The sequence below is a fragment of the Bradyrhizobium sp. PMVTL-01 genome (assembly GCF_051861855.1).
Taxonomy (GTDB): Bacteria; Pseudomonadota; Alphaproteobacteria; order Rhizobiales; family Xanthobacteraceae; genus Bradyrhizobium.
In genome coordinates this window covers 5,509,806-5,531,958 of the sequence record NZ_CP193982.1, presented here as the reverse complement: position 1 = coordinate 5,531,958, position 22,153 = coordinate 5,509,806, and the positions used below count along the sequence as shown (strand labels likewise).

General features: G+C 58.7%; 16 protein-coding genes and 10 pseudogenes. 9 read left to right on the top strand and 17 right to left on the bottom strand.

What is annotated here, in order from left to right; all coding sequences use genetic code 11:
* Positions 1–133 precede the first annotated feature (133 nt).
* From ACRQ5Q_RS27050 to ACRQ5Q_RS27035, 4 genes are all read left to right on the top strand, one after another.
* Positions 134–1,396, top strand: a complete 1,263-nt coding sequence (locus ACRQ5Q_RS27050; protein ID WP_439392922.1) for a nucleotide sugar dehydrogenase — start codon at positions 134–136, stop codon at positions 1,394–1,396.
* A gap of 175 nt (positions 1,397–1,571) precedes the next feature.
* On the top strand, positions 1,572–2,795 hold the full coding sequence (locus ACRQ5Q_RS27045) for a glycosyltransferase family 4 protein (protein ID WP_439399879.1): 1,224 nt from the start codon (positions 1,572–1,574) through the stop codon (positions 2,793–2,795).
* A 16-nt stretch (positions 2,796–2,811) separates the two neighbouring features.
* Entirely contained in the window at positions 2,812–3,228 is a 417-nt protein-coding gene (locus ACRQ5Q_RS27040) for an IS3 family transposase (protein ID WP_439392920.1), read from the top strand.
* A complete protein-coding gene (locus ACRQ5Q_RS27035; protein WP_439392918.1) occupies positions 3,225–3,932 on the top strand; it encodes a class I SAM-dependent methyltransferase in 708 nt (235 codons plus the stop codon). Before ACRQ5Q_RS27040 ends, ACRQ5Q_RS27035 begins: the two co-directional genes overlap by 4 nt.
* A 125-nt stretch (positions 3,933–4,057) precedes the next feature.
* Here ACRQ5Q_RS27035 and ACRQ5Q_RS27030 read toward each other — a convergent pair whose 3' ends face one another.
* The 3 genes from ACRQ5Q_RS27030 to ACRQ5Q_RS27020 are packed head-to-tail and all read right to left on the bottom strand — an operon-like array spanning position 4,058 to position 4,615.
* On the bottom strand, positions 4,058–4,195 hold the full coding sequence (locus ACRQ5Q_RS27030) for a transposase (protein ID WP_439399878.1): 138 nt from the start codon (positions 4,193–4,195) through the stop codon (positions 4,058–4,060).
* Between the two features lie 46 nt (positions 4,196–4,241).
* Positions 4,242–4,388 carry a hypothetical protein gene (locus ACRQ5Q_RS27025; RefSeq protein WP_439399975.1) on the bottom strand — a complete coding sequence of 49 codons (147 nt, stop codon included), beginning with the start codon at positions 4,386–4,388 and terminating at the stop codon, positions 4,242–4,244.
* Entirely contained in the window at positions 4,328–4,615 is a 288-nt protein-coding gene (locus ACRQ5Q_RS27020; protein ID WP_439392916.1) for a transposase, read from the bottom strand. The genes ACRQ5Q_RS27025 and ACRQ5Q_RS27020 overlap by 61 nt, the downstream gene beginning before the upstream one ends.
* 3 nt (positions 4,616–4,618) lie before the next feature.
* Here ACRQ5Q_RS27020 and ACRQ5Q_RS27015 point away from each other — a divergent pair.
* The 3 genes and pseudogenes from ACRQ5Q_RS27015 to ACRQ5Q_RS27005 all read left to right on the top strand — a co-directional run.
* A pseudogene (locus ACRQ5Q_RS27015) lies at positions 4,619–5,090 on the top strand (ATP-binding protein); the annotation flags it as partial.
* Between the two features lie 93 nt (positions 5,091–5,183).
* Positions 5,184–7,184: an alginate lyase family protein gene (locus ACRQ5Q_RS27010; RefSeq protein ID WP_439392914.1), complete on the top strand. Its 2,001-nt coding sequence runs from the start codon at positions 5,184–5,186 to the stop codon at positions 7,182–7,184.
* 260 nt (positions 7,185–7,444) lie between these two features.
* Positions 7,445–7,638 (top strand): annotated as a pseudogene (locus ACRQ5Q_RS27005) (transposase); the annotation flags it as partial.
* Positions 7,639–7,715: 77 nt separating this feature from the next.
* Here the strand turns inward: ACRQ5Q_RS27005 and ACRQ5Q_RS27000 are convergent.
* The 5 genes and pseudogenes from ACRQ5Q_RS27000 to istA (ACRQ5Q_RS26980) form a co-directional block, all read right to left on the bottom strand.
* A pseudogene (locus tag ACRQ5Q_RS27000) lies at positions 7,716–8,021 on the bottom strand (ATP-binding protein); the annotation flags it as partial.
* Positions 8,022–8,275: 254 nt separating this feature from the next.
* Positions 8,276–9,019, bottom strand: coding sequence for an IS21-like element helper ATPase IstB (istB, locus tag ACRQ5Q_RS26995; RefSeq protein ID WP_439392912.1), 744 nt, complete (start codon positions 9,017–9,019; stop codon positions 8,276–8,278).
* 15 nt (positions 9,020–9,034) lie between these two features.
* On the bottom strand, positions 9,035–10,573 hold the full coding sequence (gene istA, locus ACRQ5Q_RS26990; RefSeq protein WP_439392910.1) for an IS21 family transposase: 1,539 nt from the start codon (positions 10,571–10,573) through the stop codon (positions 9,035–9,037).
* A gap of 192 nt (positions 10,574–10,765) precedes the next feature.
* Positions 10,766–11,248: pseudogene (locus ACRQ5Q_RS26985) on the bottom strand (ATP-binding protein); the annotation flags it as partial.
* A complete protein-coding gene (gene istA / locus ACRQ5Q_RS26980; RefSeq protein WP_439399826.1) occupies positions 11,226–13,007 on the bottom strand; it encodes an IS21 family transposase in 1,782 nt (593 codons plus the stop codon). The gene istA (ACRQ5Q_RS26980) and the pseudogene ACRQ5Q_RS26985, both read right to left, overlap by 23 nt.
* Positions 13,008–13,061: 54 nt before the next feature.
* Here istA (ACRQ5Q_RS26980) and ACRQ5Q_RS26975 point away from each other — a divergent pair.
* Positions 13,062–13,421, top strand: a pseudogene (locus ACRQ5Q_RS26975) (IS3 family transposase); the annotation flags it as partial.
* Here ACRQ5Q_RS26975 and ACRQ5Q_RS26970 read toward each other — a convergent pair.
* The 8 genes and pseudogenes from ACRQ5Q_RS26970 to ACRQ5Q_RS26935 all read right to left on the bottom strand — a co-directional run.
* A pseudogene (locus ACRQ5Q_RS26970) lies at positions 13,421–13,516 on the bottom strand (transposase); the annotation flags it as partial. The pseudogenes ACRQ5Q_RS26975 and ACRQ5Q_RS26970 overlap by 1 nt on opposite strands.
* Positions 13,517–13,523: 7 nt before the next feature.
* Positions 13,524–14,012: pseudogene (locus ACRQ5Q_RS26965) on the bottom strand (IS5/IS1182 family transposase); the annotation flags it as partial.
* A 286-nt stretch (positions 14,013–14,298) separates the two neighbouring features.
* The gene (locus ACRQ5Q_RS26960) at positions 14,299–15,342 is read right to left on the bottom strand and encodes an IS110 family transposase (RefSeq protein WP_128944741.1); all 1,044 of its coding nucleotides are present in this window, start codon (positions 15,340–15,342) and stop codon (positions 14,299–14,301) included.
* 23 nt (positions 15,343–15,365) lie between these two features.
* Positions 15,366–16,271: pseudogene (locus tag ACRQ5Q_RS26955) on the bottom strand (IS5 family transposase); the annotation flags it as partial.
* 165 nt (positions 16,272–16,436) lie between these two features.
* Positions 16,437–16,550: pseudogene (locus ACRQ5Q_RS26950) on the bottom strand (IS630 family transposase); the annotation flags it as partial.
* A 74-nt stretch (positions 16,551–16,624) separates the two neighbouring features.
* Positions 16,625–16,747 (bottom strand): annotated as a pseudogene (locus tag ACRQ5Q_RS26945) (helix-turn-helix domain-containing protein); the annotation flags it as partial.
* Positions 16,748–16,890: 143 nt separating this feature from the next.
* A complete protein-coding gene (locus tag ACRQ5Q_RS26940) occupies positions 16,891–17,862 on the bottom strand; it encodes a polysaccharide deacetylase family protein (RefSeq protein ID WP_439392909.1) in 972 nt (323 codons plus the stop codon).
* Positions 17,863–18,184: 322 nt separating this feature from the next.
* Positions 18,185–19,348, bottom strand: coding sequence for a glycosyltransferase family 4 protein (locus ACRQ5Q_RS26935; protein ID WP_439392907.1), 1,164 nt, complete (start codon positions 19,346–19,348; stop codon positions 18,185–18,187).
* A gap of 633 nt (positions 19,349–19,981) precedes the next feature.
* On the opposite strand from ACRQ5Q_RS26935, the gene ACRQ5Q_RS26930 reads away from it, so the two are divergent.
* Positions 19,982–21,061: a hypothetical protein gene (locus ACRQ5Q_RS26930; RefSeq protein ID WP_439392905.1), complete on the top strand. Its 1,080-nt coding sequence runs from the start codon at positions 19,982–19,984 to the stop codon at positions 21,059–21,061.
* A 118-nt stretch (positions 21,062–21,179) separates the two neighbouring features.
* Here the strand turns inward: ACRQ5Q_RS26930 and ACRQ5Q_RS26925 are convergent, their stop codons facing one another.
* Positions 21,180–22,136, bottom strand: coding sequence for an FkbM family methyltransferase (locus tag ACRQ5Q_RS26925; RefSeq protein ID WP_439392903.1), 957 nt, complete (start codon positions 22,134–22,136; stop codon positions 21,180–21,182).
* Between the last annotated feature and the right edge of the window lie 17 nt (positions 22,137–22,153).

The following is a 22,153-nucleotide window of genomic DNA, read 5'->3' as shown; positions in this document are numbered from 1 at the left end:
TGAGTAAGTTCATGACCGGGAGTACTCCCGATTAGGTAGCCACTCAGCCCCGCCGGCAACCCTTTTGCTTGTGCATGCCCGTCACGGCTCGAGGCTATCGTACCGGGATCGGAAGCGATGATGATTCAGCACGATGAAAATTGCAGTCTTCGGACTTGGTTACGTCGGCATGACGGCAGCCGCGTGCCTTAGCAAGCTGGGCCACGAGGTCATCGGCGTCGATGTCAGCGATGAAAAAGTGGCGATCGTCAATGCCGGTAAATCGCCGATCACGGAGCCCGGCCTCGACGAGCTTATAGCGCGCGCAGCAAGGAAGGGTTTGCTGAGTGCGACCAAGGATCCGGGCGGGAATCTCGACGATTGCGCGATGGCCATAGTCTGCGTGGGAACGCCGAGCGCGCCGGACGGATCTCACAATATGAGCTTTGTCGTCGAGGTTTCCCATCATATCGCAGAGTTGGTCGGTCCGCATCGAGCGACGCCGTTGACCATCGTATTTCGCTCCACCATGCGGCCCGGTACCATCGAGGAACTGGTACTTCCGATCTTCGAGGACACATTGAGAGACAGGATCGGTTTGGTCGAGCTTGTCTACAACCCAGAATTCCTGCGCGAATCGGTGGCGATCCAGGACTTCTTCAATCCACCGAAGATCGTGATTGGGACCAAGGATGGGCAAAGGTGCGCGGCGCTTGATGAGTTGAACGCCAGCATCGACGCGCCGGTCTTTTACACGACCTACCGTGCGGCAGAGATGACAAAGTTCGTCGACAATACATTTCACGCCGTCAAGATTGCTTTTGCCAACGAGGTTGGCCGCGTTTGCGACAGGCTCGGTATCAGCGCCGTAACTGTTCACAAGATATTCACCTCTGACACGAAGCTCAACATCTCACCCTATTATCTGAGGCCAGGTGGCGCATTCGGCGGTTCATGCCTGCCCAAAGACGTTCGCGCGCTCCAATACATCGCGAGCGACGTCGGGGCACATACCCATCTCGTGGATTCGCTGCTGAGGTCGAATGACGCGCATAAAAATTTTCTGTTTGAGAATTGCTTGAAAGCAGTCCCGGCAGGTGGACAGGTGCTCATGCTGGGCCTCGCGTTCAAAGAGAACAGCGACGACCTTCGCGAAAGTCCCAATATCGACTTGGCCCGAAAATTCCTTCAATCGAACATTCATCTGTCGATCTACGATCCCCACGTCGAGCCATCCAAACTGCTGGGTCAGAATCTCGGCTATGCGTTTTCGAATCTGCCGGCACTGCGCAAACTACTAATTGCAAGGTCGGTCGCCGAGTCGGAACTGTTCGACCTTGTCGTCGACACAAGGGGATGGGCGAAGAACATGGCGCTACGCACCAAATGGATCATCGATGTTAACACTCTTTCGTGACGATCGCGGCGCCGGCCATTCCGACCGAGTAGATGCAACCATGTCAACCAAGTCGGCCGGCGTGAACAGCGAACATTTTCAATTGACCCGTTCGGATTCGGTTTCGGTGGGATTGGCTGGTTTGGAGCGGGCGACCCAACCCGGGATCAAGGGTTCGGCTCCACGCCGAGTACTCATGATCGTCGAAAATCTTCCAGTGCCGTTCGATCGCCGAGTGTGGTCGGAAGCCACCACACTATCGCGTCATGGCTATGAGGTGACGATCATCTGTCCCAAGGGACCAAACGCGACGGCCTCATTCGAGATGATCGAGGGAATAGCCATCTACCGCCACTGGCTGCCGACAGAGGGACGCGGGCTGCTAGGCTATGTCACGGAGTACAGCACCGCATTATTCTGGGAGTTCGTGCTCAGTTTGAAAGTTCTCGCAAAGCACGGGTTCGACGTAATCCACGCTTGTAACCCGCCGGACTTGATTTTCGTAATCGGAGCATTTCACAAAATTCTGTTCGGAAAGTCCTTCATTTTCGATCAGCACGATATCAACCCTGAGCTTTACGAGGCAAAGTTCGGGCGCCGTGGCCTCTTGTGGCATGCTATGGTGCTGTTTGAACGCCTGACGTTCACATTGGCCGACGTATCAATAGCAACAAATCAATCATATCGGACGATTGCCCTTGAACGAGGGCGAATGAATCCAGATCGTGTGTTCGTTGTCCGCTCGGGTCCAAACCTGTCTCGCGTGCGGTCGCTTCCATCAGATCCCTCCTGGAAGAAGGGACGGAAATTCCTCGTCGGATATGTGGGGGTCATTGGAAAACAGGAGGGGATCGATCTGCTCCTTGAGTCGATCAAGCATATCCGCGAGAGACGAAACCGCGATGATGTCCAGTTCGTTATTGTCGGAAGTGGACCGGAATTGGAGGATGTAAAGAAGCTTGCAACGGCCTTTGAGTTGGACGAATTGGTGACATTCACCGGCCGAGTGGATGATGCGACGCTCTTCGCAATACTCTCGACCGCGGACGTCTGCGTAAATCCAGATCGCCCCAATGCGATGAACGACAAATCAACGATGAACAAGATCATGGAGTACATGGCGTTGGGCAAGCCTATTGTCCAATTTGATCTCACCGAAGGGCGCATTTCCGCTGAAGAGGCATCTTTGTATGCAAAGAATACGGATACTGCGGAGTTCGGCGATAAGATATTGGAACTTATAGATGATCCGGTGCGGCGTGACCGTATGGGTGCGTTTGGCCGGAAGCGGATCTACGGCGAACTCGCTTGGGACCACGAGATGGCTAAACTGTTAGGTGCTTATGACAAAGCTTTTAGTGTGAGATATTCGTCTGGGCGCCGGCGGCGGTACAATTGGCAGTCGAGCGAGAGTCCTTAGCCAGGAGGTCCGGAAGATGAGCGCTCCGGATCGCCGAGGATTGCTTCAGCGCGATCAGGAGAATCTGTCGATCCGCCGGCTATGCCAACTGCAGCGCGTTGCGCAATCGAGCATATATCGGCTGCCGCAGCCGGCCAATGACAACGACAACCACATTGAGCTGATTCGGCAGGCCGACCGGCTGTTCACGGCCTCGCCGGTCTTGGGCCCGCGACGGATGATGGCGATGCTCAATGGCGAAGGTTGTCGCATCAATCGCAAGCGCGTGCAGCCGTTGATGCGCAACATGGGCATCGCGGCGCCCGGGCGACGGGACACAAGACGTTCCTGTCTTGCGCTGTATCGAGCATCACTGGCTGAGCCGCCATGCAATTTCAGCCCAGCTTTGGCACCTGCGAATGGGACCCGAATGGATGCGGAGAGAGAAGCGTGAAACAGAGACCGGTTGATGCGCTAGAGTTTCACACACAGATCGCAAGCGAGTTCGATCAGAGCTATTCCTATGACTCCAACCGATTGGAGCGCCTGAGGATATGGAAAGAGTATCTAGCCAAGTACGCTTCTGGAGTCGATTTGGCTTACGATCTCGGCTGCGGCAGCGGCGCCATCACTTCCCTGCTCGCTCAATATGCCAAGCGTGTTATTGCCATCGACGGAGCAGAGGGCATGCTCGCTGTTGCGCGTAAGAACGCCGCTGCGCATGGAATCTCTGACCGAATCGAATTCCGGCAGAGCAGGTTACCTATACCAGGCCAGGTAACATTGCCCCAGGTCGATATTGTGATTTCATCAAGCGCCATCGAGTACATGGACTCTGTGCCGGATGCGCTGGCCTTTGCGCGCGGTCTCCTCAAAAAACGGGGCACGCTGATTTTTTCTATGTCTAATCGAGATTCCATTTCGCGCAAACTCGTTCGTGCTGTGCATGGCGTTACCGGTCGGCCGAAGTATATCAAGTATCTTCAGCATTTCGTAACACTCGCCGATTTGGAACAATACCTAGAAGCTGGTGGCTTTACGCCGGTCGAATCTTCATATTTCGGTGGTGCCGATCGACTCAATCGCTTCTTAGCGTCCCATCTTTCGCCGAGCCGCGCAAACAACATGATCCTCATCGCGGCGCGCCGCTTGAAGTAGCGGCAGTCATTCGATCGTTAGCCTCTTGCCTCTAGCCCTCAAAAATTGAAGTGGACCTACGCTGTGATCTTCCCCGAAAAAGTGGACGGGGTTAGGCGGCTTTTAGCTCCATCTCGATCGGGGCGTCATAGCCAAGGGCGGAATGGAGCCTGGTTCGGTTGTAGAAGCCCTCGATCCTGCCTGTGCAGGACGGCATGGACGCGGGGACTGCCGTAGCGGCCGCTGCTGTCGTGATGGACTTGCCGGATCGCAGTCAGGAGCATGGAATTGGATTTTGCCCGCTTACTCACGGGGCGATCGCGATCAGGCTTAATAGCCAGCCGGCGAGACCTCGAGCACGGCGCACATCAGCCGCACCGGATAGGCATCGCGGTGGTCCTCGATGAAGCGGAAGCTCATCTCAGTTCCGGCGAAGTCGCGATCCTCCATGCGCAGCCGTTCGTTCTCCTGGCGCAACCGGGCGATCTCCGAAGCTGGTTCGCCGACATCGGCGTCGCCTGCGGGGTGGGGCGCGACCGACGATATGTCGGCTCCTGCCGCAACTTGTCGACCGAGCGCCGCAGCACCGAATCGCGCAGACCGAGTTCCTTGGCCACCGAGGTGACCGAGCGACGGCTCGACACCACCAGCTCGACGGCTTGGCGCTTGTGCTCCTCGGTAAACGACCGACGTTGACGTTCCATTCGCCCGGGACCGGCAATTGCCATCTCGCGACGGCACTCGCGGTCGAGGCTGTGAAGGCGGGAAAGAGCGTCGCGTTAGCCACGCTCGCCGACATCGTCACCATCCTCGCCAAAGCCGAACGGGAAAGCACTTTGCGCGAGCGCCTGCGGTTCCTCGCCAGCGCCTCCCTCCTTGTCGTCGACCTCCCGGTCGTGCCCCGGCCGCGGCAATCTGTTCTTCCAGTTGGTCAACGCCCGCTATGAAAAGGGCGCGATGATCCTCACTTCGAACCGCGGCTTTGCTGAATGGGGCGAGGTCCTTGGTGATGCCGTCGTCGCCACAGCATTGCTTGATCGCCTGCTTCACCACGCCGTTGTTATCCAAATCGAGGGATCGAGCTATCGGCTCCGCCAGCACGCCGCCCTCGTCCCGGAAAACGTCCGCTCGCGCCCGCTCACAAACCCGCCGTGGACGAACATGCTTGTTACTGATTGACAATCATGCTCGGCGCCGCTGACTATCTCGAGGACATTAGCTGATTGGCGCGCTCACATGAATGCTAGTTGGTACTTTCGACGTCTGCGAGCAATGGATCCGGATGAGATTGGCGCCCGGGTTAGGGACTGGGGGGCGCAGGAGTACTGGCGATATCGTTTCTATGCACGCGGTACTGCGCCGCAGCCAAACACAGTAGCTGACAAGCTGCAGTTCCGGGGAAGGCTCAATCACTCGATAGCGCTGGGGGCGCCGGAGGCGCCGCGCGACGCTCTAATAAAGAGCTCCGATGCACTCCTAGAAGGTCGCTGGCCTACCTTTTCCCTCGAGCGGAAGGACGTAACACCAAACGTCGACTGGCATCTTGATCCGAAAAGCCAAGTGACACTTCCCCGGAACGCATATGCGTTTGACATTCGAATACACGGGGAGGGAGTCGGCTTCGAAACGAAGTATGTGTGGGAATTATCTCGGCATCACCACACGACCATGCTCGCGATGGCCTATTGGTTAACGGGTAGCGTTCCTTACGCCGAGGCCGCTGCGAGTCAGATTGGATCGTGGCGAGCGGCCAACTCGTTTCTCAATGGCGTGCACTGGTCCAGCGGGATCGAGCTTGGTATGAGGCTGATAGCATTCGTCTGGACACGCAGACTACTTGCGGATTGGAAATATGTGAAATGCAAGTTCGAGAATAACAAAGCCTTCGTCGAATGTGTCTACCAGCATCAATGGTTGCTGATCCGTCGCATGAGCTTGGGGTCGTCAGCCAACAACCACTTAATCTATGAAGCTACTGGGCTTTATCTGGCGGCGTGCAGTATGCCTTGGTTTTCGGAAAGCGCGGATTGGCGCACGAAGGCTCGGATTATCTTGCAGAGAGAGTTCCGGAACCAAACCTTCGAGAGCGGCATCAATCGTGAGTTGGGCAGTGGCTACAACGCTTATGTCCTGGAAGCGCTGGTACTTTGCTTGATTGAAGGGCAGTTGAGCGACGATCCTTGGCCGCCTGCCGCCTGGACTTTAGCGGCGGATATTCTTTTTCGATTGGCCGATTTTACGGATCATAGAGGTCGTCCTCCACGGCAGGGCGACAGCGACGACGCGCAAGGTCTCTTGTTGGATGCTCCGGGTTTCAGCCAATGGATCGATCTGCTGCAACTCGGTGCGGCGTGGTTTGGGCGAGCTGATTGGTGGCCGCGTCTGAACGATCAGCCGCTGCGGTCGTGGTTGTGGGGGCGCATTGCGACACCACCGGGAGGACTCACGCGCCAACTTCACCAGAGCAGAAATTCGCTTGCGCCTGATGCAGGACTCGTAGTCTTGCGCTCTGAGAGCAACACTCCGAATGAGATTTACTGCGTCTTTGACGCTGGGCCGCTCGGCTACCTCTCAATTGCTGCCCACGGTCATGCGGACGCCCTGGCGATTGAGCTGCGCTGCGGTGGTCAATCGATCTTAGTCGATCCCGGTACATTTAGTTACAATGCCTCTAGGGCTTGGAGAAAGTATTTCCGCTCGACTGCAGCGCACAATACGCTCGAGGTGTGTGGCGTGGATCAATCGGAGAGCGGTGGACCGTTCCTATGGACGAGGGCAGCTCAGGCGCTCCTGCTTGAAGCGAGTGGTCTGGAGGAGGGACTGCCCGTTGCCACTGCTGAAGGAAAACATGATGGCTACCAGCGACGTTTCGGAGTCACTCACAGCCGGCGTGTTGAGCTTAACCGTGGACGCCGCGAGCTGAATATTGATGATCAGATCTCCGGTGCTGATGGTGTGCCGGTTCGACTGATGTTTCACTTGCATCCGGCCATCGGGTGCGCTCTCACTGGCAACACGGTTCAGCTTTCCTGGTCTGGTGAGAATGGACGAAGCCAAGCCGAGATTCTTTTGCCGGAATTGATGAATTGGCGGGCAGTCTCTGGAACGAAGGACCCCTTACTCGGCTGGTATTCCCCATCCTACGATGTGGTGGTACCTACGATCACCCTTGTCGGAGACGCCAGAGTTGGCAATTCTTGCAACCTGCGAACCACAATAAGATTTGGATGGACGGCGATCGGTGACCGAGAGGGCTTGGTCGATGACTGCTAAGGTAGGAATTTCTTAGGTATGGGTCGTGAGGCGCATGGACCTCGATTTGGGTTGTGCAGCACGGATATCGACGTAGCGCCCAACCAATAAGCTCGTGAGGCCTCGCCGCATGGCAGCGATCGAGGCGCGCTCGGTTCTAAAGGGGGAGTGCTCCAGGACTTTGACGGTCAAGTGCCTTCAGGCGGCGATGACCCCGCTGACCTGCCCCTAAGAAATTCCTCCAGACTGGGTTAGAGTCCGCCCTGACGAAGGACGGACAGATGAAGCGAAAGCGGTTCACGGAAGAGCAGATCATAGCGCTGCTGAAGGAGCAGGGACTGGGGCGAAGGCGGCGGACCTGGCCCACAAGCACGGGATATCGGAGGCGACGTTCTACGATTGGAAGGCGAAGTTCGGTGGCATGGAGGTCGCGGAGGCGAAGCGGCTCAAGGCTCTTGAGGACGAGAACGCGAAGCCCCCGCGGGTCACTTCAAATTCCTCCGGGTATGGTCAGTCAAATTCCTCCACCCGCGAGGCAGGACATGGTGATTGTTAGTTTGCCTTTGTTTCCCGGGCAAGAGTTTCAGCGGCCTCTTTGAGCCGATAGCTGCGTCCGTCGAACTCAAGCAGATGGCAATGATGCATCAGGCGATCGAGGATCGTCGTGCTCATGGTGTTGTCCCCCAGGTATGTCCCCCAGTCCTGCACGACGCGATTGGAGGTAACGATGACGCTGCGGCGCAGTTTGTAGCGCTGATGGATCAGGGTCTGCAGCAATGCGCCGGCGTCGTCAGGGATGGCGCGTGCGAGGAACAGATCGTCCAGCACGAGGAGATCGCAGTCGATTGCGCATTCCAGGGATGGTGATCAGGTGTTCCAGGCGATGGTGATCACGGATTCCAGCGATCGTGATCAGATGCGGAGGCGAACACGACTGACGGGTTTATGTGTGCTGGAAATGGTCTCCTGGTCAAGGCTGGCGGGTTGGTTCGGAGATCGTTCCGGCGGTCCATGGGAGGGCCCCGTGCGCGGCGCGGAGTGCCCCCATGAGCGACGGAGCGACGCGCGCGGGAGGGGCCTGTGGGCCGGCGGGGCGATCGTGCGCGAGGTGCTCACGGTTTTTTCTTTTCGCCAGCCTGACGCCGTAGACTGTCGCCTTTGAGCTCGAGGCGGTGCGCATTGTGAATGATGCGGTCCAATATCGCATCGCCAAGGGTGGGATCGGCAATGACGTCGTGCCATTGCGACACGGGGACCTGACTTGTGATCAACAAGGATCCCTTGTCGTAGCGATCATCGACAATCTCGAGCAGATCGCGGCGCTGGTCGGCGGTGAGCGGTTCGGGTCCCCAGTCGTCAAGGATGAGGAGATTGACGCGCTCGAGCGCGGCGATCAGGCGCGCCAGACGGCCTTCGCCGCGCGCCTGGGCGAGATCGGCGAACAGGCGGGATGTTCGCTTGTAGAGGACGGAGAAGCCGTCGCGGCAGGCCTTGTTGCCGAGCGCACAGGCAAGCCAGGACTTGCCGGTGCCGGTTGGGCCGACGATGACCAGGTGGTTGGCCTCACGGATCCATTGGCAGGTGGCGAGGGTTTGGAAGAGCGAACGGTCAAGGCCGCGAGCGGTGCGATAGTCGACGTTCTCAATGGCGGCGGCTTGCCGGAGCTTGGCACTGGTCAAGCGGCGCGTGAGGCGGCGGTTGTCGCGGGCGGTGACCTCGCGATCGACGAGGAGGCCGAGCCAATCGGCGTGCGGCATCTCGGCCGCCTCGGGGTTGTTCTGCAGTTCAGTGAGGGTATCGGCCATGGCGGCGAGGCCGAGGGCGCGCAAGCGATCGACGGTGGGGTGAATAAGCATGCTGATCTCTCCTGATCAATTGTAGTAGCTGCGGCCACGGATGTTGGCGTGGAAGAGGATGGGCGCCTCCTCGGCGGGAGGCGCGGTTCTGTCGGTGCCGTTCTTGAGGATGGCGGCGACCGTTTTGTACGAGCGGGCGTTGAGCAGCAGGGCCCGGGCGCAGGCGGCGTCGACGCGTTCCTGGCCGTAGCGCTTGACCAGCCCGAGAATGCCGATCGCGGAGCGGAAGCCCTGTTCCGGATGCGGCCGCGACCGCAGGATGACGTCGATCAGGGTGTCGGCGTCGGGGCCGACCTTGGCGGCTTCGGAACGAATACGCTCATGGGTCCAGTCACGATAGCGGCGATGCGAACTCGGCATATGCTCGGCAATCGTGGTCGGGCGATGCGGCAAGGTGCTGCGCAGATGCGAGGCCACGCGCTTGCCACGGAGGAAGATCTCGACGGTCTTTTGGGTGATGCGAGCCTCGACCTCCTGATGCAAGAGGTTGTGAGGGACGCTGTAGTAATGCTTGGCGATCTCGACGTGATAATCGAGGTTGACCCGGCAGCGCTTCCACTCGGCATACTCGTACGGTTCATCCGGCAAGGGGGTGAGCGCCTGATGATCGAACTCTTCGAACAGATCGCGCCGACTTCGCCCCCAGCTCCGGAGAGGTCGATCGTTCAGCTCGACAAGGAGGCTGTGGATCGCCTCGTTGAGGGCGGCGAGCGAGAAGAAGCGGCGGTTGCGCAGACGCGCCAGAATCCATCGCCCGACGATTTGGACCCCGACCTCGACCTTGGCTTTGTCGCGCGGCCGATACGGCCGCGCCGGGACGATGGCGGTGCGGTAATGGCGGGCGAGATCGGCATAGGTCCGGTTGACCATCGGCTCGTGAAAGCAGGCCCGGGTGATGCCGGCCTTCAAATTGTCGCTCACCGTCTGCCGGGCCACACCGCCGAAAAAGGCAAAGGCCCGCACGTGCGAGGCGATCCAGTCCGGCAGGCTCTGGGTGAGGCTGGCCTCGGCGTAGGTGTAGTTCGAGGCGCCGAGCACGGCGACGAAGATCTGCGCGCTGCGCACCTCACCGGTGAGCCCGTCAACTACCTCCATGGTGTGGCCGGAATAGTCGACGAACAGCTTCTCGCCGGCGACATGGACCTGGCGCAGGGTCGGCTTGAGGCGGCCGGCCCATTCCTTATAGCGTTCGCAGAACCACGCATAGCTGAAGCTGTCGGAGTTTGCGTCGCAATACTCCTCCCACAACAGCATCAGCGTGACGTTCGGGCGCCGCAGCTCGCGATGCACGAGCGCCCAGTCCGGATGCGGACGCTCGTCGCTGGGCCGATCGGAAGGCGGCGGAAACAGGCGGTTCTCGAGCTGGACGTCGTCATCGAGCTCCGTTGGCAACGGCCAGGTCAGACCGGCGCGGCGGGCTCGGTTGACGTACTTACTGACCGTGCCCTGGGCCAGACCGAGGCTGCGGGCAACGGCGCGTTGCGACATGCCGACGCTGTAGTGCAGGCGTAGAACTTCGCGAATGTGGCGCATGGACAGTCTCTCTGTCGGCATCTCGATCCTCTGCGGTTGGGCAAAAGACCGAGCTACCCCGGTTGCAGACTGTCAGCGGTGGGCGCCTCCTGGTTGTCCCCGATCATGATCGCTGGAAATAGCGATCACGATCGGCTGGAAACGGTGATCACGATGCTCTGGAATGGGTGATCACGATGGCCTGGAATCGGTGATCACGATCGGCTGGAACGCGCAGTCGATGATGGTTCGCAGCCGGACCTCGCGTTGTGCCGGGGAGTTCATGGCGTAGCGGTGGAAGAAGTCGTCGGTCTCAAGATACTGGACCTTGTGGCTTTGCAGGATCGCCTGATAGGCAATCGCCTTGGCGATGTAGGACTTCCCGGTGCCAGGTTTGCCGACAAGCAGCGCGTTTTCGCCGGCGGCAATGAACGCCAGGGTGTGGAGCTGGAAGCAAGTCTGGCGCGGCAATCTGGGATTGAAGGTCCAGTCGAACTCGGCGAGCGTCAGTTTTTCGTCGAGCCCGGATTGCTGGTATCGTCGCTCGATAAGGCGGGACTGACGACGGTCCAGTTCGTCCTGCAGGATCAGGGAGAAGGTCTCGAGGAATGGCTGGTTGGCGCCCTGCGCCTGCAGCACGCGCGTCTGCAGCGTGTCGCGAACGCCCGACAGGCGCAGCTGTCGCAGGCAACGCTCAATTTCCGGCATGGTCATCATGTGGTTTGGTCTCCAGTGTGAGGTGAGAAGCCGCGGGAGCGCTCGTGGCGCCGGAGCTGGCCGGGGTTGCGCAGGCGCCACGAGCGCGGGTTGCAGGGGTGCGGTCGCCGTGAGCCTCGGCCTGCCGGCCATTGTCGCCGGCATCGTGCCGCACGGCACGGCTGAAGAGATCGCCGTATTCGGCTGGAGCGCGGATCAGCGGATGATCCTGGGTGAGCGACGATGCCGGCTGTGGCGTCGCTCCAACCTGCGCGATCGCCTGTTCGAACAACCGCTCGACGGTCGCACGCACGTGCTTGTAGCGGTAGATGCGGTTCTCGACGGCGTGCGCGCAGGCTTGCTCGACCAGCCGTGCCGGATACTTCCGGCCCAGCCCGACAATGCCCCACATCGCGCGCTGTCCGGGGCGCCCCTCGGTGTCGAACACTTGCTGGCACAGCGCCCTGGTCTGCGGCCCGATGCGCTCGGCGCTCGCCAGCAGCACGGCGGTTTGCCGCGACGGATTGAACGGCCGTTCGCTGGTCGGCAGGACGACAGAACCGGAGTGCGTCATCCGGGGATGAACACGCAGCAGCGCATGGGTGTGGCGATCACGGATCTCGATCGTGGAGGCGTAGATCCGCACCACGACCTGACTGCCGATGGGCGCAGGCCGCGCGGCGTAATAGCTGCTATCAACACGCACGGTGGTATCGTCGCAGACGGTCCGAACGACCTCGGTGAAGATGCGGAAGGCAGCCACTGGCAACGGCCGCAGGTGTGGCTTCTCCTCCTGGAACATCGCCTCGACCTGACGACGCGTGCTACCGTGGATGCGCTTGGAGGCCCAATTCTCCTCCCAGTTCCTCAAGAACTCGTTCTGGGCTTCCAGTGTCTCGAAGCGCCGTCCGGCCAGCGCGGTGCCCTGGGTATGTTGAATCGCACTCTCGACGCATCCTTTCCGATTGGGATCGGCCACACGCGCGGGATCGGCGACCACGGCGTAATGAGCCAGCATCGCGCTGTAAATCGGGTTGAGCTCGGGCTCGTACAAATCCGGCTTGAGGACGCCTTCCTTCAGATTGTCGAGCACGACATAGCTGGGGACCCCGCCAAAATACCGGAACGCCTCTTCGTGGAGCTGCGCCCAGACGTGTTGGCTGGACTTCCAGACCACCCGCCGGAAGCTGCGCCGCGAGTAGCGCAGCGTCATCACGAACAGGCGGGGACGGCGGTACCGGCCGCTCCTGGGATCAATCGTCAGAGCGCCCTCGCCATAGTCGACCTGGGCCTCCTCGCCGGGCAGGAACTCAAGTCGATCAAACTGCTCGGGATCGCTGTGTCGCAACGTGCGCACAAACCGCTTGACGCTCTGGTAGCTGGACGGAAAGCCAAAATGATCGACAAGGTCCTGGTAAATCGCCTGCGCATTCCGCTTCAGGCGGACCTGTTCTTCGATCCACGTCCGATGCGGTTCGCAAGCCGAACGGGCCAGGCTGCTGGTGACCGTCGCTCCTGATGCCCCAGAAGCCGGTGGTCGGGGTGGAGGAATTTGGCCGTCCACGCTCACCGGGCCGGTGGTCGCTTCCCCGGGGGAATTTGCCTCCGCACCGGCCCGCAGCGCCCGGTAACGCCGGATCGTCTTGCGATCGATCCCCGTCAGCCTGTGGATCTCGCGCTGGCTGGCGTTGCGATCGAGTAGCGTAAATACCGTGCTTTGCAGGTGTGGCTTCAAGACGTTCAACTCCCTGGCCCCTTGCTGGCTAAAGGGACCGAAAATAAACGTCCTGCCTGACCGGCTACCGCTGTTCAGCGGCGCTGACGGTGAACATCAGGTGGGGGAGTTTCAAGTGACCATACCCGGGGGATTTTGACCGACCCACGGGGCGCGAAGCTGAAGCTCCTGGCTGAGCAGATGCTGGACGCAGCCGCGCTGCGGGAGCTGCTCTCAAAAAAATGGTAGGGCCTGCCGTCAAGCGCGCCGCAGCGGCGCTCCTGCAGGCCGAACTGGGCCTGTCGGAACGTCGGAACGGCGGGCCTGTTCGATCGTCGGGGCGGACCGTCGATGGTCCGCTACCGGTATCGCCGGCCACCTGACACCGCGCTTCGGGCTCGCTTGCGTGAGCTGGCCAGTGAGGGGCGGCGGTTCGGCTATCGTCGGCCGTTCGTCTTGCTGCGGCGGGAGAGCGAGCCCGGATTGAGGTCTGGACTGTAGGGCGGCAGGAAGGGCAGATGCGCTCCCTTGGCACGGATGGCGTCGCGGGCCGACTTGCCCTTGTGACTACCGAGTCGTCCGTTAAGAAGGCGAATTGAGCGGGGCGGGACGGCCGAACGTGCGCCATAGCTGGAGCAGGATGAGGCACAAGAGTTCTCTGAGCCAGGCGAGGATGCGGCGGAAGTTGTGGCCCACGGCTGAGAGGATGACGTTAGCCGCATCGCCGGCGCGGCCTTTGAGGTGGCAGCGGCCGAGGTGACCATCGGCCTTCAGGTGTCCGATGATGGGTTCGATGGCGGAGCGGCGGCGCAGCTCGCGCTTGATGACACCGAAGACGCCGCGCTTCTGGCCGGAGATGAAGATCCGTCGGGGATTTTGTGCGTCGTGGCCGCGGTATCCCTTGTCGACATAGGCCCGCTCGATCGCGCAGCCGGTGAGTGTCTCGGTGCGGTCGATGACGTCCCGCAAGGTGTGACCGTCGTACGGGTTATCGGGTAGCGCCCTGGCGTGCAGCACGAACAGGCCCCCGGGAGAACGGCGGTTGTTGGTGACGATGGAGGCTTTGACGCCGATCTATGGACCACGCCCGCGTTGCAAGAGGAATCGACAAAGGGATGAAGCGGTTTGCGCCAATCTATCCGGCTTCAATTTGGGGCTGTTGCCCCGAGCCATCATGGATATCCGCTCACTTCTGTCCTCAATAACTCGCCGGCCTCAAGAAGGGCCATGGAGTCGAACCAGGCTTCAGAAGTGTCGGTGGAGCCGTTTCTCCATTCGTCCTTTCCGTCTCGCAAACCTCGGCGGGTTATTGTGCCTTCTGATCCCGACCTTGGATTTTCCTTTCCGCCCCTGTTTCTTATGCGGTGCGGCCCAGGAGGTTGGCGTCGTAGTCACGGCCCTTTGCGAGCATGCTCCAGGCCATGCGCGCAAGTTTTGCGGCCAGGGCAACAACCAAGACATTGGAGTGGAGCCGCTTCGACGCTGCCTCTAACCAGGCTGCGAAGCCATGCCGAGGCCAACTCTGACGCTGCAGAAGTACGGCTCTGGCACCTTGAATAAACAGCGTTCGCAGGTACCGATTACCGCGCCTCGATATGCGCCCGAGAATGGTTCGATCGCCGGTCGAGATTTGCTTTGGTACCAGACCAAGCCATGCTGCAAAGTCTCGGCCTTTATGGAAGGCATCACCGGTTCCGATGGCGGCGACCATCGCGCTTGAGATGATCGGCCCGACGCCGGGCGCACTCATTAGGCGGCGACAGTGTGGATCTTGATCAGCGAGTTCGTCGATTTCTTTCGTCATTGACGCGACCCGTCGGTCGAGATAGCGCCAGTCCTCGGCCAAGTCCTGAATGAGCTGGATCACGCGAGGCGATAAGTTGTCGTTTGGCGCTGAGAGAATCTGAGGAAGTGCCAGTCGGAGTGCTGCCGCTCCCTGCCGCACTGGTAGCCCTCGCTCAAGCAAAAAGCCCCGGATTTGATTGATGACCGCCGTTCTCTGCGTCACCAATCGACTGCGAACTCTGTGTAGTGCCTGTAAATCAAGTTGTTCGGCTGACTTCACTGGAACGAACCGCATTGTCGGCCGCTGAGCGGCCTCGGCGATCGCTTCAGCATCCCGAAAGTCATTCTTGTGACCCTTGAGGTATGGTTTGACGTACTGCGCCGGCAAGAGCCGTACTTGATGGCCTAATTTCTCGAGCCTGCGCCCCAGATGATGTGCGCCTGCACACGCCTCCATTCCGATCAGACAACGCGGAATATTGCCCAGCGACTGGTCAAGCTGATTTCTCGACCGCTTCTTGCGTAGCGTAATTGCGCCTGTGGCATCGAGACCGACGACGTGGAATGTGTTCTTCCCGAGATCGATGCCGATTGTGACAAGGTTCGTATTCGACATGGCTTGCGCTCCTGCTGCTGCCCCCCGCCGGGCTGCACGTTGCCGCTGAGAGCGGGCGTGGTCCATGCCATTAACTCGTAAGGCGCGGCTGCTTTGCCCTTGCCGATGCACTCCACCTCCGGGGCGTGGAAGGAATAAAGCTTGAAGCCGCGCTGGCGCTGCTGCTGCGAGCGGATCTGCGAGGCCCGGCTGAGCGGGAGGGCGAACGTGTTCTCAAGCACAGCCTGACCTTCGATCTTGCGGCGGATATCGCGGATGATCCGGCCCAGTCGGCTGCGCAGGATGCGCAACTGCCGCTGATGCCGCTTGAATTGCTTGGCATGGCCGTAGCGTCCCGCCATCATTGTCGCGGTTTTGGCAATGCGCAGATAGGACTGCCGCAGCTTGACCCCGTGCTTCCTCGCCAGACGGTTGAGCCCCTTGATCGCCGCGTGCAAGAGCTTGGCATCGGTCGGGAAGGTGATCGCCTTCGGCTGCACGGTGGTATCGACTGTGACCCGCTTGATGTCCTGGCTGCGTAACGCGCCGGCCTCGTGTGCCACCCGCAAGCTCTCGGCCAGCAACAGCTCCAGCTTGTCGCCGAGCCGCTTGCGCCAGTGGCTCAGGTCCGAGCGCTCGTGCGGGAATGCGTGCTGGAAGAACTCTTCGCCGGTGAAGTACTGGAAATATGGGTCGTGGACCCAGCGCTCGCACACCCCCTCATCGGACAGCCCGTAAATGTGCTTGAGCAGCAACAGCCCGATCATGAAGCGGCTCGCGATCCCGGGCCGACCATTCTCGCTATAGAGCGGCGCGATCTCGCCGTCGATCCAGTCCCAATCGACCTTGCCGGCGAGCTGAACCAGCTCGTGCTTCATATTGATGATTTGGTCCAGCCTGGCCCGGAACAGATCGCCCGATCCCGTCGTCCTGTGCTTCTTCGGTCGCATCGCCACCTCCGATGTGATGACGGAATCATGGTTGGCGATTCGACGGAATCTGAAAATGAAATTGCAAGGTTCCGACGCCCGAAGCATCAAACCCCTGCAAACGCAAAACAGTCCACAACGACAAATGCGATTCTAGCTCAATCGCTTAGCCACTCTTCACGGACGACTACCGAGATTGTCGAGGATGACGACTTCCCCCCTTGTCAGGGTGGGCGCCAGCACCTTTTCGACATAGAGCGTGAACAGCTCGCCATTAATGGGACAGTCAATGACCCAAGGCGTTCCTGCCTTGATCGCTTCTTGTAGCCGCCGATCTTGCCCGGGGCCAGGCTTCCGGTGTCCCGCCTCAGGTTCTTCCACTTCGTCACGCAGGAGGGACTGATTTGGAGCGCCTCTGCGATCGAACGAACTGTCTCGCCCGCGTCAGCCCGTGCCAAGGCCCGTTCGCGGATGTCTTCCGAGTACGGTCGCGTCATCCATGCTGGCCTCCGTATCCCAGCACGGAGTTTGAATCAGAAATCAAGCCTTCTGGGAATCCCGATTCCAGTCAAAAACAACATGCTCGAGAAGTGGCGCCTCAACTCCCAGTCAGGCCCGGTGTGCCCCAGGCTGCTTCGCGTTAACGAACCGCCTCCATAATACCGCTCATTCGAGCCCTAAAGCCCGAAGGGCTGTAAACGCCGATCCTGGGAAGTGCAAAGTGGTTTACCGTGTGATCGTGCAACCGCGACTGTCGAGTTGTTACGGCAGTTTGAAAACCCACTTCCTTCGCCAGATGCTCTTCGCGAGGGCCCCATGAGCCATACGGATATGCAACGTGCCGAACGGACAATTGAAGTAGATTCTCGAGATAGTCGCGGTTATCGGCCAATTCGGCTCGCGCTAACGATTTGTCAAGGGTCGTAAGCGCCGCGTGTGAGGTCGTATGGCCGCCAATTGACGCGAGCGGATGACGCGCAAGGATGCGGAGCTCGCGTTCGTCCAAAAAATATGCGTCATTCAATGCCGCCAGCGAAATCCCATTCTGCTCGAACGTCGGCGCGAGCATTGCACTACGCCGGTAGTCCTGGTGAACCCAGTCAGTCACCTCGCTCAATGCCGATCGCTTGCTTCGAAGGTCAGAACAATGGAACCGGCGGCCTAACGCTTCGATTGCCACCTCGTCTCTCGCGAGAAGTAACTTACGCAAGCCCAGCCACCACGTCTGCATGGATCGTGTAAGGGCGCCGGTGGGCACGTACATCATGAACGGCGCGTTATGCCGCTCCAGGATTGGAAGCGCCACCGAGACGTTGTCGCGGTAGCCGTCGTCGAAACTCAAAACCGCATAACGGCGCGATCGATCATTCGTCGCCAGTTTCTCGAGACATTCATCGAGGCTGACGATCGACCATCCCTCTCGTCGCAGCCAATCGAGCAAATATTCAAAGAGCGAAACCGACGTTCCGGTCATCAATTCGGACTGACAATCCGGCTGTATCTCATGAAGCAATATGATGACGGCTCTAGCAGCGAAGCGTGCACGAAGGAAAGGTAGCTCTCCGAGCCGACTCGCGCCGTAGTACAGACAATTTTTCAGAATGTGGTTCATTTCGGCTATTCACCGCAGGGGCAGCGCTACGTCATCGCCGGCTGCTGTATCGTGTCGGGCCCGGTCGGATCCGCAGGGCTCGAAGTGACTTCCCCTGAGGATCGTTTCCTCCGACACTTGCGTCCGCCACCGGTTCGCCGTGCCTCGTTGCCGTAAGCCAGTGTAAGCGACGGGGTCGAGAATAGAAGCACATCGAGCGAGATCATCGGGGGCTGAGTGGTTACCAATTGTGAGTACTCCGGAAGGTGATCGCTGCACACCGCTTTCAATGAGGCCGCCTCAATCGCCAATCAACGCCATGAGAACGCCGGTCTGTCCGGCGTCATCTGCTCGGCGTCGCGATAGTCTTCGTCTGTTCAGAAAGAGTTCGGTCCAAAGAGTTCGCCGTTCTGTCTGACGCTGCGCGCCACACCTCTACAAATTTGTCGACATAAGCACTGATCTCAAATCGGACAGCGTGCTGCGCCCGCGCTTGACACCCAAGGCGGGCCCGAAGGGCGGGATCCGCTAGAAGCCGCTCTAACGCCGAGGCCAGAGCTGGAGCATCTTTCGCCGGTACCAAAAGACCCGTCCTTTCGTGCTCCACAATCTCTGGCAAGGCTCCAACCGGAGTGCACACGACCGCTACGCCATGAGCAAATGCTTCTACCACGCACATTGGCAGATTCTCCACCAAAGAGGGTAGGACAAGAATGTCAGCCACCTGCAGTTCAGTCGATACACAGTCATCATCGAGCCATCCCGGTACTCTCACCCGTGCGGCAAGCCCAAGTCGCTCGACCAAAGTATGTGTCTCTGTTACTGCTCCATCACCCGCGAGCGTTGCTTGCCAGTCATTGCGATGCCGAATTATTTCGAACGCATCAAGGAGATCTCCAATTCCTTTGGCCGGACTAAGACGGCCGAGGAATAGGATTTTGACCGGACCATCGGCGTGACAATTCTGCCGCTGCTTTTTGGTTGAATTGGGCATAATGATTATGCGGTCTGCCAACTCCGGCAATTTTGAAACGACAAGCTCCGACCATACCCGACCAAGAACGACTACGAATTTGGCCCTGGTAAAGAGAGTTTCTATCCGACGGCGCGTAAGTCCATTGCACGAGTCCCAGAAGCTGCCAAATTCACCTGAATGTAGATGGATGATGTATGGAATGCGCAACGCCGACGCGACCGAAGCAACGGCAAATTTCCTGTATGCGCTTGCATTCGCGGCAAGGTTTATATGAAGGACATCGATCCCCTGCCACGCTTGTATCCAAATAATTCTAAGAAGAGCCCAAGCCAACACGACAGGCGAAAAATATATGTTCGCTCCTCGACTAATCACAAACTGGAGATCAACATTGATACGCGGATGCTCGCAAAATTCGCGTCGAATGGCATCCATCATGCGATCGATCCCACCTTTTCCGCCTTCGCCAAGGGGCGTGACCACCACAACGCTGAGCCGCGCCGAAGATTGCCTATGAGAGTTGTTGAACATCTGTTGCTAAGTGACCTCCGTCGGCCTATCGGAATGTTCATCAGTTTGAAATCGCATCAGTCTGCGGTTGCTCAACTTCTCAAAACGAAAGCAGCGACGATTCGATTCTCTGGGATTCGGTTAACCAGTGCGTCTGCCCAATCGTCGACCTGTTCGATGGGAACAGCTCGAGATCGCAATCCTTGACGTTGGGATCGTGGCAGGCGGGTTTCGTATTTTCGAGAGAAGCTTCACACGCGGAGCATATTCTCTTGAGCGGTCCGTGGGTCGACCCTTTCGGACTACCCACCAGTCGGAGTTGCTCAATTTCACAACGAATCGTATTATTTCAGGCACCATTGCAGTGCGCCGCATGAGTCGGTCCGCGCCAAGGCGAACGTGAGCCAAGTCGATGAAAGCACGAACTTGGATTCCGCTGACGTGGGACCACGCGATGGAGGTGATGTCCCGCGAGATCCGTCCGCGAACTGTAGATTTGAGGCACCCATGTAGTAACTCCTCCTCAAATCGCGCGAAGAGATGAACTTGGGCGAACCCCAACGGAGCACATCGCGGATGTTTGTAAACGCGCTGTTCTTGTTCCTAATGTTTAGGTGCGGAGTCGATATCCTCAGTCCCGAGGAAAAGGGGACAGTGGTGGTGGCGCTTTACGTCGTTGCGGCGTCAGGGCTGACGGCCGTAAAGATTGCATTGTCCGGAGCTACTCGTGGGGACATGGTTCTTTGCGCCGTGACCTTATGGCTACTGATATTTAACCTACTCTGGATACCTGCCGAAGTTACCCCGCAGCTCTATTTTTCCGTGACAATCTTGCTACCGATCATATTCCTGTTGCTCCTGTCGAGCTGTGAGCCGTCGGTTTTTGTCGGCTTAAGAAGACGATCTTTGATGCTTGGCACACCCCTGATGTGCGGATTACTACTCATTTTCCTTTCGCGTGGGGGCGGGTCCGAGGGAGATCTGTTGACCAGCCTCAATGAGCAGCCTTTCCATGTGGTCGCACAGACGATAGCCAAGTTTTCGATTTTGCTGGTCAATCAATGGATCGGCTTTCCAATTACCGCACTGATTCTGCTGATTATCATTAATGTGCGATCGGCCCTCTTCGGTTTCCTTCTGGCATTCTTGATCGAGAAATATCGCTCATTGTGGAACTTGAGAGCATTTCTAGTCGTGCTTGGGGTTTCGGGCATCGTCGTTGCCTTCATGCTGTCGAATCCCGAGTCGGTGGACGCGTTTGTCCAGCGAGTTCTCTATAGAAATCGAGATGAGCTGGACACGTTCAATTTGACGAGTGGGCGCAATGAAATTTGGCTCTACTATGTCGAGATGTTGAAAAGTTCGTCGTTATGGGAGCTCCTATTTGGGCGTGGAGCAATATGGACATATGGTTCCTTCTCGCTGGAAGCGCACAATGACCTCCTTAATCTGATGGTTTGCTACGGACTCGTGGGTACAGCAACCGTCACGTATGCATGGTATGTGATCCTATCGCGCTTGGACCCCAAATACAGGATGGCTTGCGTTGGACTGTTCCTGGTGCTCTTTTTCACCAACGGTGTGGTGTTCCATCAATCTAATCTATTGCTCCTGCTCTTTATGGCCGGGAAGCCACAGCGGCAGCTACGCGGAATTCAGGATGATGAGCCGATCAGACGGCGTGGCTTGCCGGCAATTGGGAATGTGACGCCCTGGATGGGCATCGGCAACTGATCTCTCGTTCGAGCCGCTGCCGGATCGGCGTCACCTGCTTGAACACGATTGGTCGGTGGTTGGCGACAAAGGCCGTTGGCTCCGCATCGCGGGTCGCTCGACTTCGTCGGCGTAGCGATCAACGTATGGATTGGTCGCCACCGGCAATTCCTGTTATCCACTGGTGGAAACCGGTCTGCGGAGGGCAGGTCACGAAATTGTAGCCTTTCTTTGGGTCTGTCTTCAGCCGATCCAGTGCGCCGAACCCTTCGACCTCCGTAATAGTCCCATCGGAAGCAATCGAGAAGACCGGAAATCCGAGTTCATCGAACACATACCTCGTAGTCGCGTGGCTCCGATCGCTGCCGTGATCTTCGTAAATGACCAGCGTGTCGCGCCTCAGCACCTCATGCGCGCCCTTCAGCGCCGATATCTCTGCACCCTCGACGTCAAGCTTAATTACGATACGGTCGCTGTCGTTCAGCCGCCGCTGCTGTGCCAACGCATCAACGGTGGTCGATATGACTGGTTCGATGTCCGTCGAAGCGGTACTTTCCGGCCTAATGATGTGTCGAGAAGCATGAGGTCCACGGCAGAAGAACAACTTATGTCCGTCGTGCTCGGACATCGCGTTATGGCATATCTCGAAGCGCCGATTGTTCGCGTTACAGTTCCGCTGAAGAATCGACATCGTTTCCTGTGAGGCCTCTATCGCAATCGCGCGTTTGCGACCTAGCATTTCCGAGGTAACAAGAACTGACCAGTATCCGATGTTGGCGCCGCAATCAAAGAACAGGTAGTCGATCTCCTTCAGCCTCAGCAGAAACTTCCCTATCTCCGGCTCGTAATCGAAGTCGGGCTGGCGGATGAACGAATTCCAGTAGACATCGTCCAGCCGAAAGTACAAACGGCTGCCGTCCGCGAAGTGGACGCAAGACAACTGGGAATGCAAAAGGGGCTTGATAGCCTGCATGGCGACTCCCATGCCGCGCACCGCAGTCCGCGCAATCACCGTGTGCAGGAGCCGGACCAGCCCGATCGAAAGCCGGCCTCCCGAAACTTCGTAGTCGAATTCGACCCGGTTCTTCTTCAGCATTACCTCCCGCGCGTAAG

Coding starts and splice junctions, on each gene's coding strand:
- ACRQ5Q_RS27050 (WP_439392922.1), top strand. CDS start 134: ATGAAAATTGCAGTCTTCGGACTTGGTTACGTCGGCATGACGGCAGCC.
- ACRQ5Q_RS27045 (WP_439399879.1), top strand. CDS start 1,572: ATGATCGTCGAAAATCTTCCAGTGCCGTTCGATCGCCGAGTGTGGTCG.
- ACRQ5Q_RS27040 (WP_439392920.1), top strand. CDS start 2,812: ATGAGCGCTCCGGATCGCCGAGGATTGCTTCAGCGCGATCAGGAGAAT.
- ACRQ5Q_RS27030 (WP_439399878.1), bottom strand. CDS start 4,195: ATGCTCCTGACTGCGATCCGGCAAGTCCATCACGACAGCAGCGGCCGC.
- ACRQ5Q_RS27020 (WP_439392916.1), bottom strand. CDS start 4,615: ATGGAACGTCAACGTCGGTCGTTTACCGAGGAGCACAAGCGCCAAGCC.
- ACRQ5Q_RS27010 (WP_439392914.1), top strand. CDS start 5,184: ATGGATCCGGATGAGATTGGCGCCCGGGTTAGGGACTGGGGGGCGCAG.
- istB (WP_439392912.1), bottom strand. CDS start 9,019: ATGCTTATTCACCCCACCGTCGATCGCTTGCGCGCCCTCGGCCTCGCC.
- istA (WP_439392910.1), bottom strand. CDS start 10,573: ATGCCGACAGAGAGACTGTCCATGCGCCACATTCGCGAAGTTCTACGC.
- ACRQ5Q_RS26960 (WP_128944741.1), bottom strand. CDS start 15,342: ATGTCGAATACGAACCTTGTCACAATCGGCATCGATCTCGGGAAGAAC.
- ACRQ5Q_RS26940 (WP_439392909.1), bottom strand. CDS start 17,862: ATGAACCACATTCTGAAAAATTGTCTGTACTACGGCGCGAGTCGGCTC.
- ACRQ5Q_RS26935 (WP_439392907.1), bottom strand. CDS start 19,348: ATGTTCAACAACTCTCATAGGCAATCTTCGGCGCGGCTCAGCGTTGTG.
- ACRQ5Q_RS26925 (WP_439392903.1), bottom strand. CDS start 22,136: ATGCTGAAGAAGAACCGGGTCGAATTCGACTACGAAGTTTCGGGAGGC.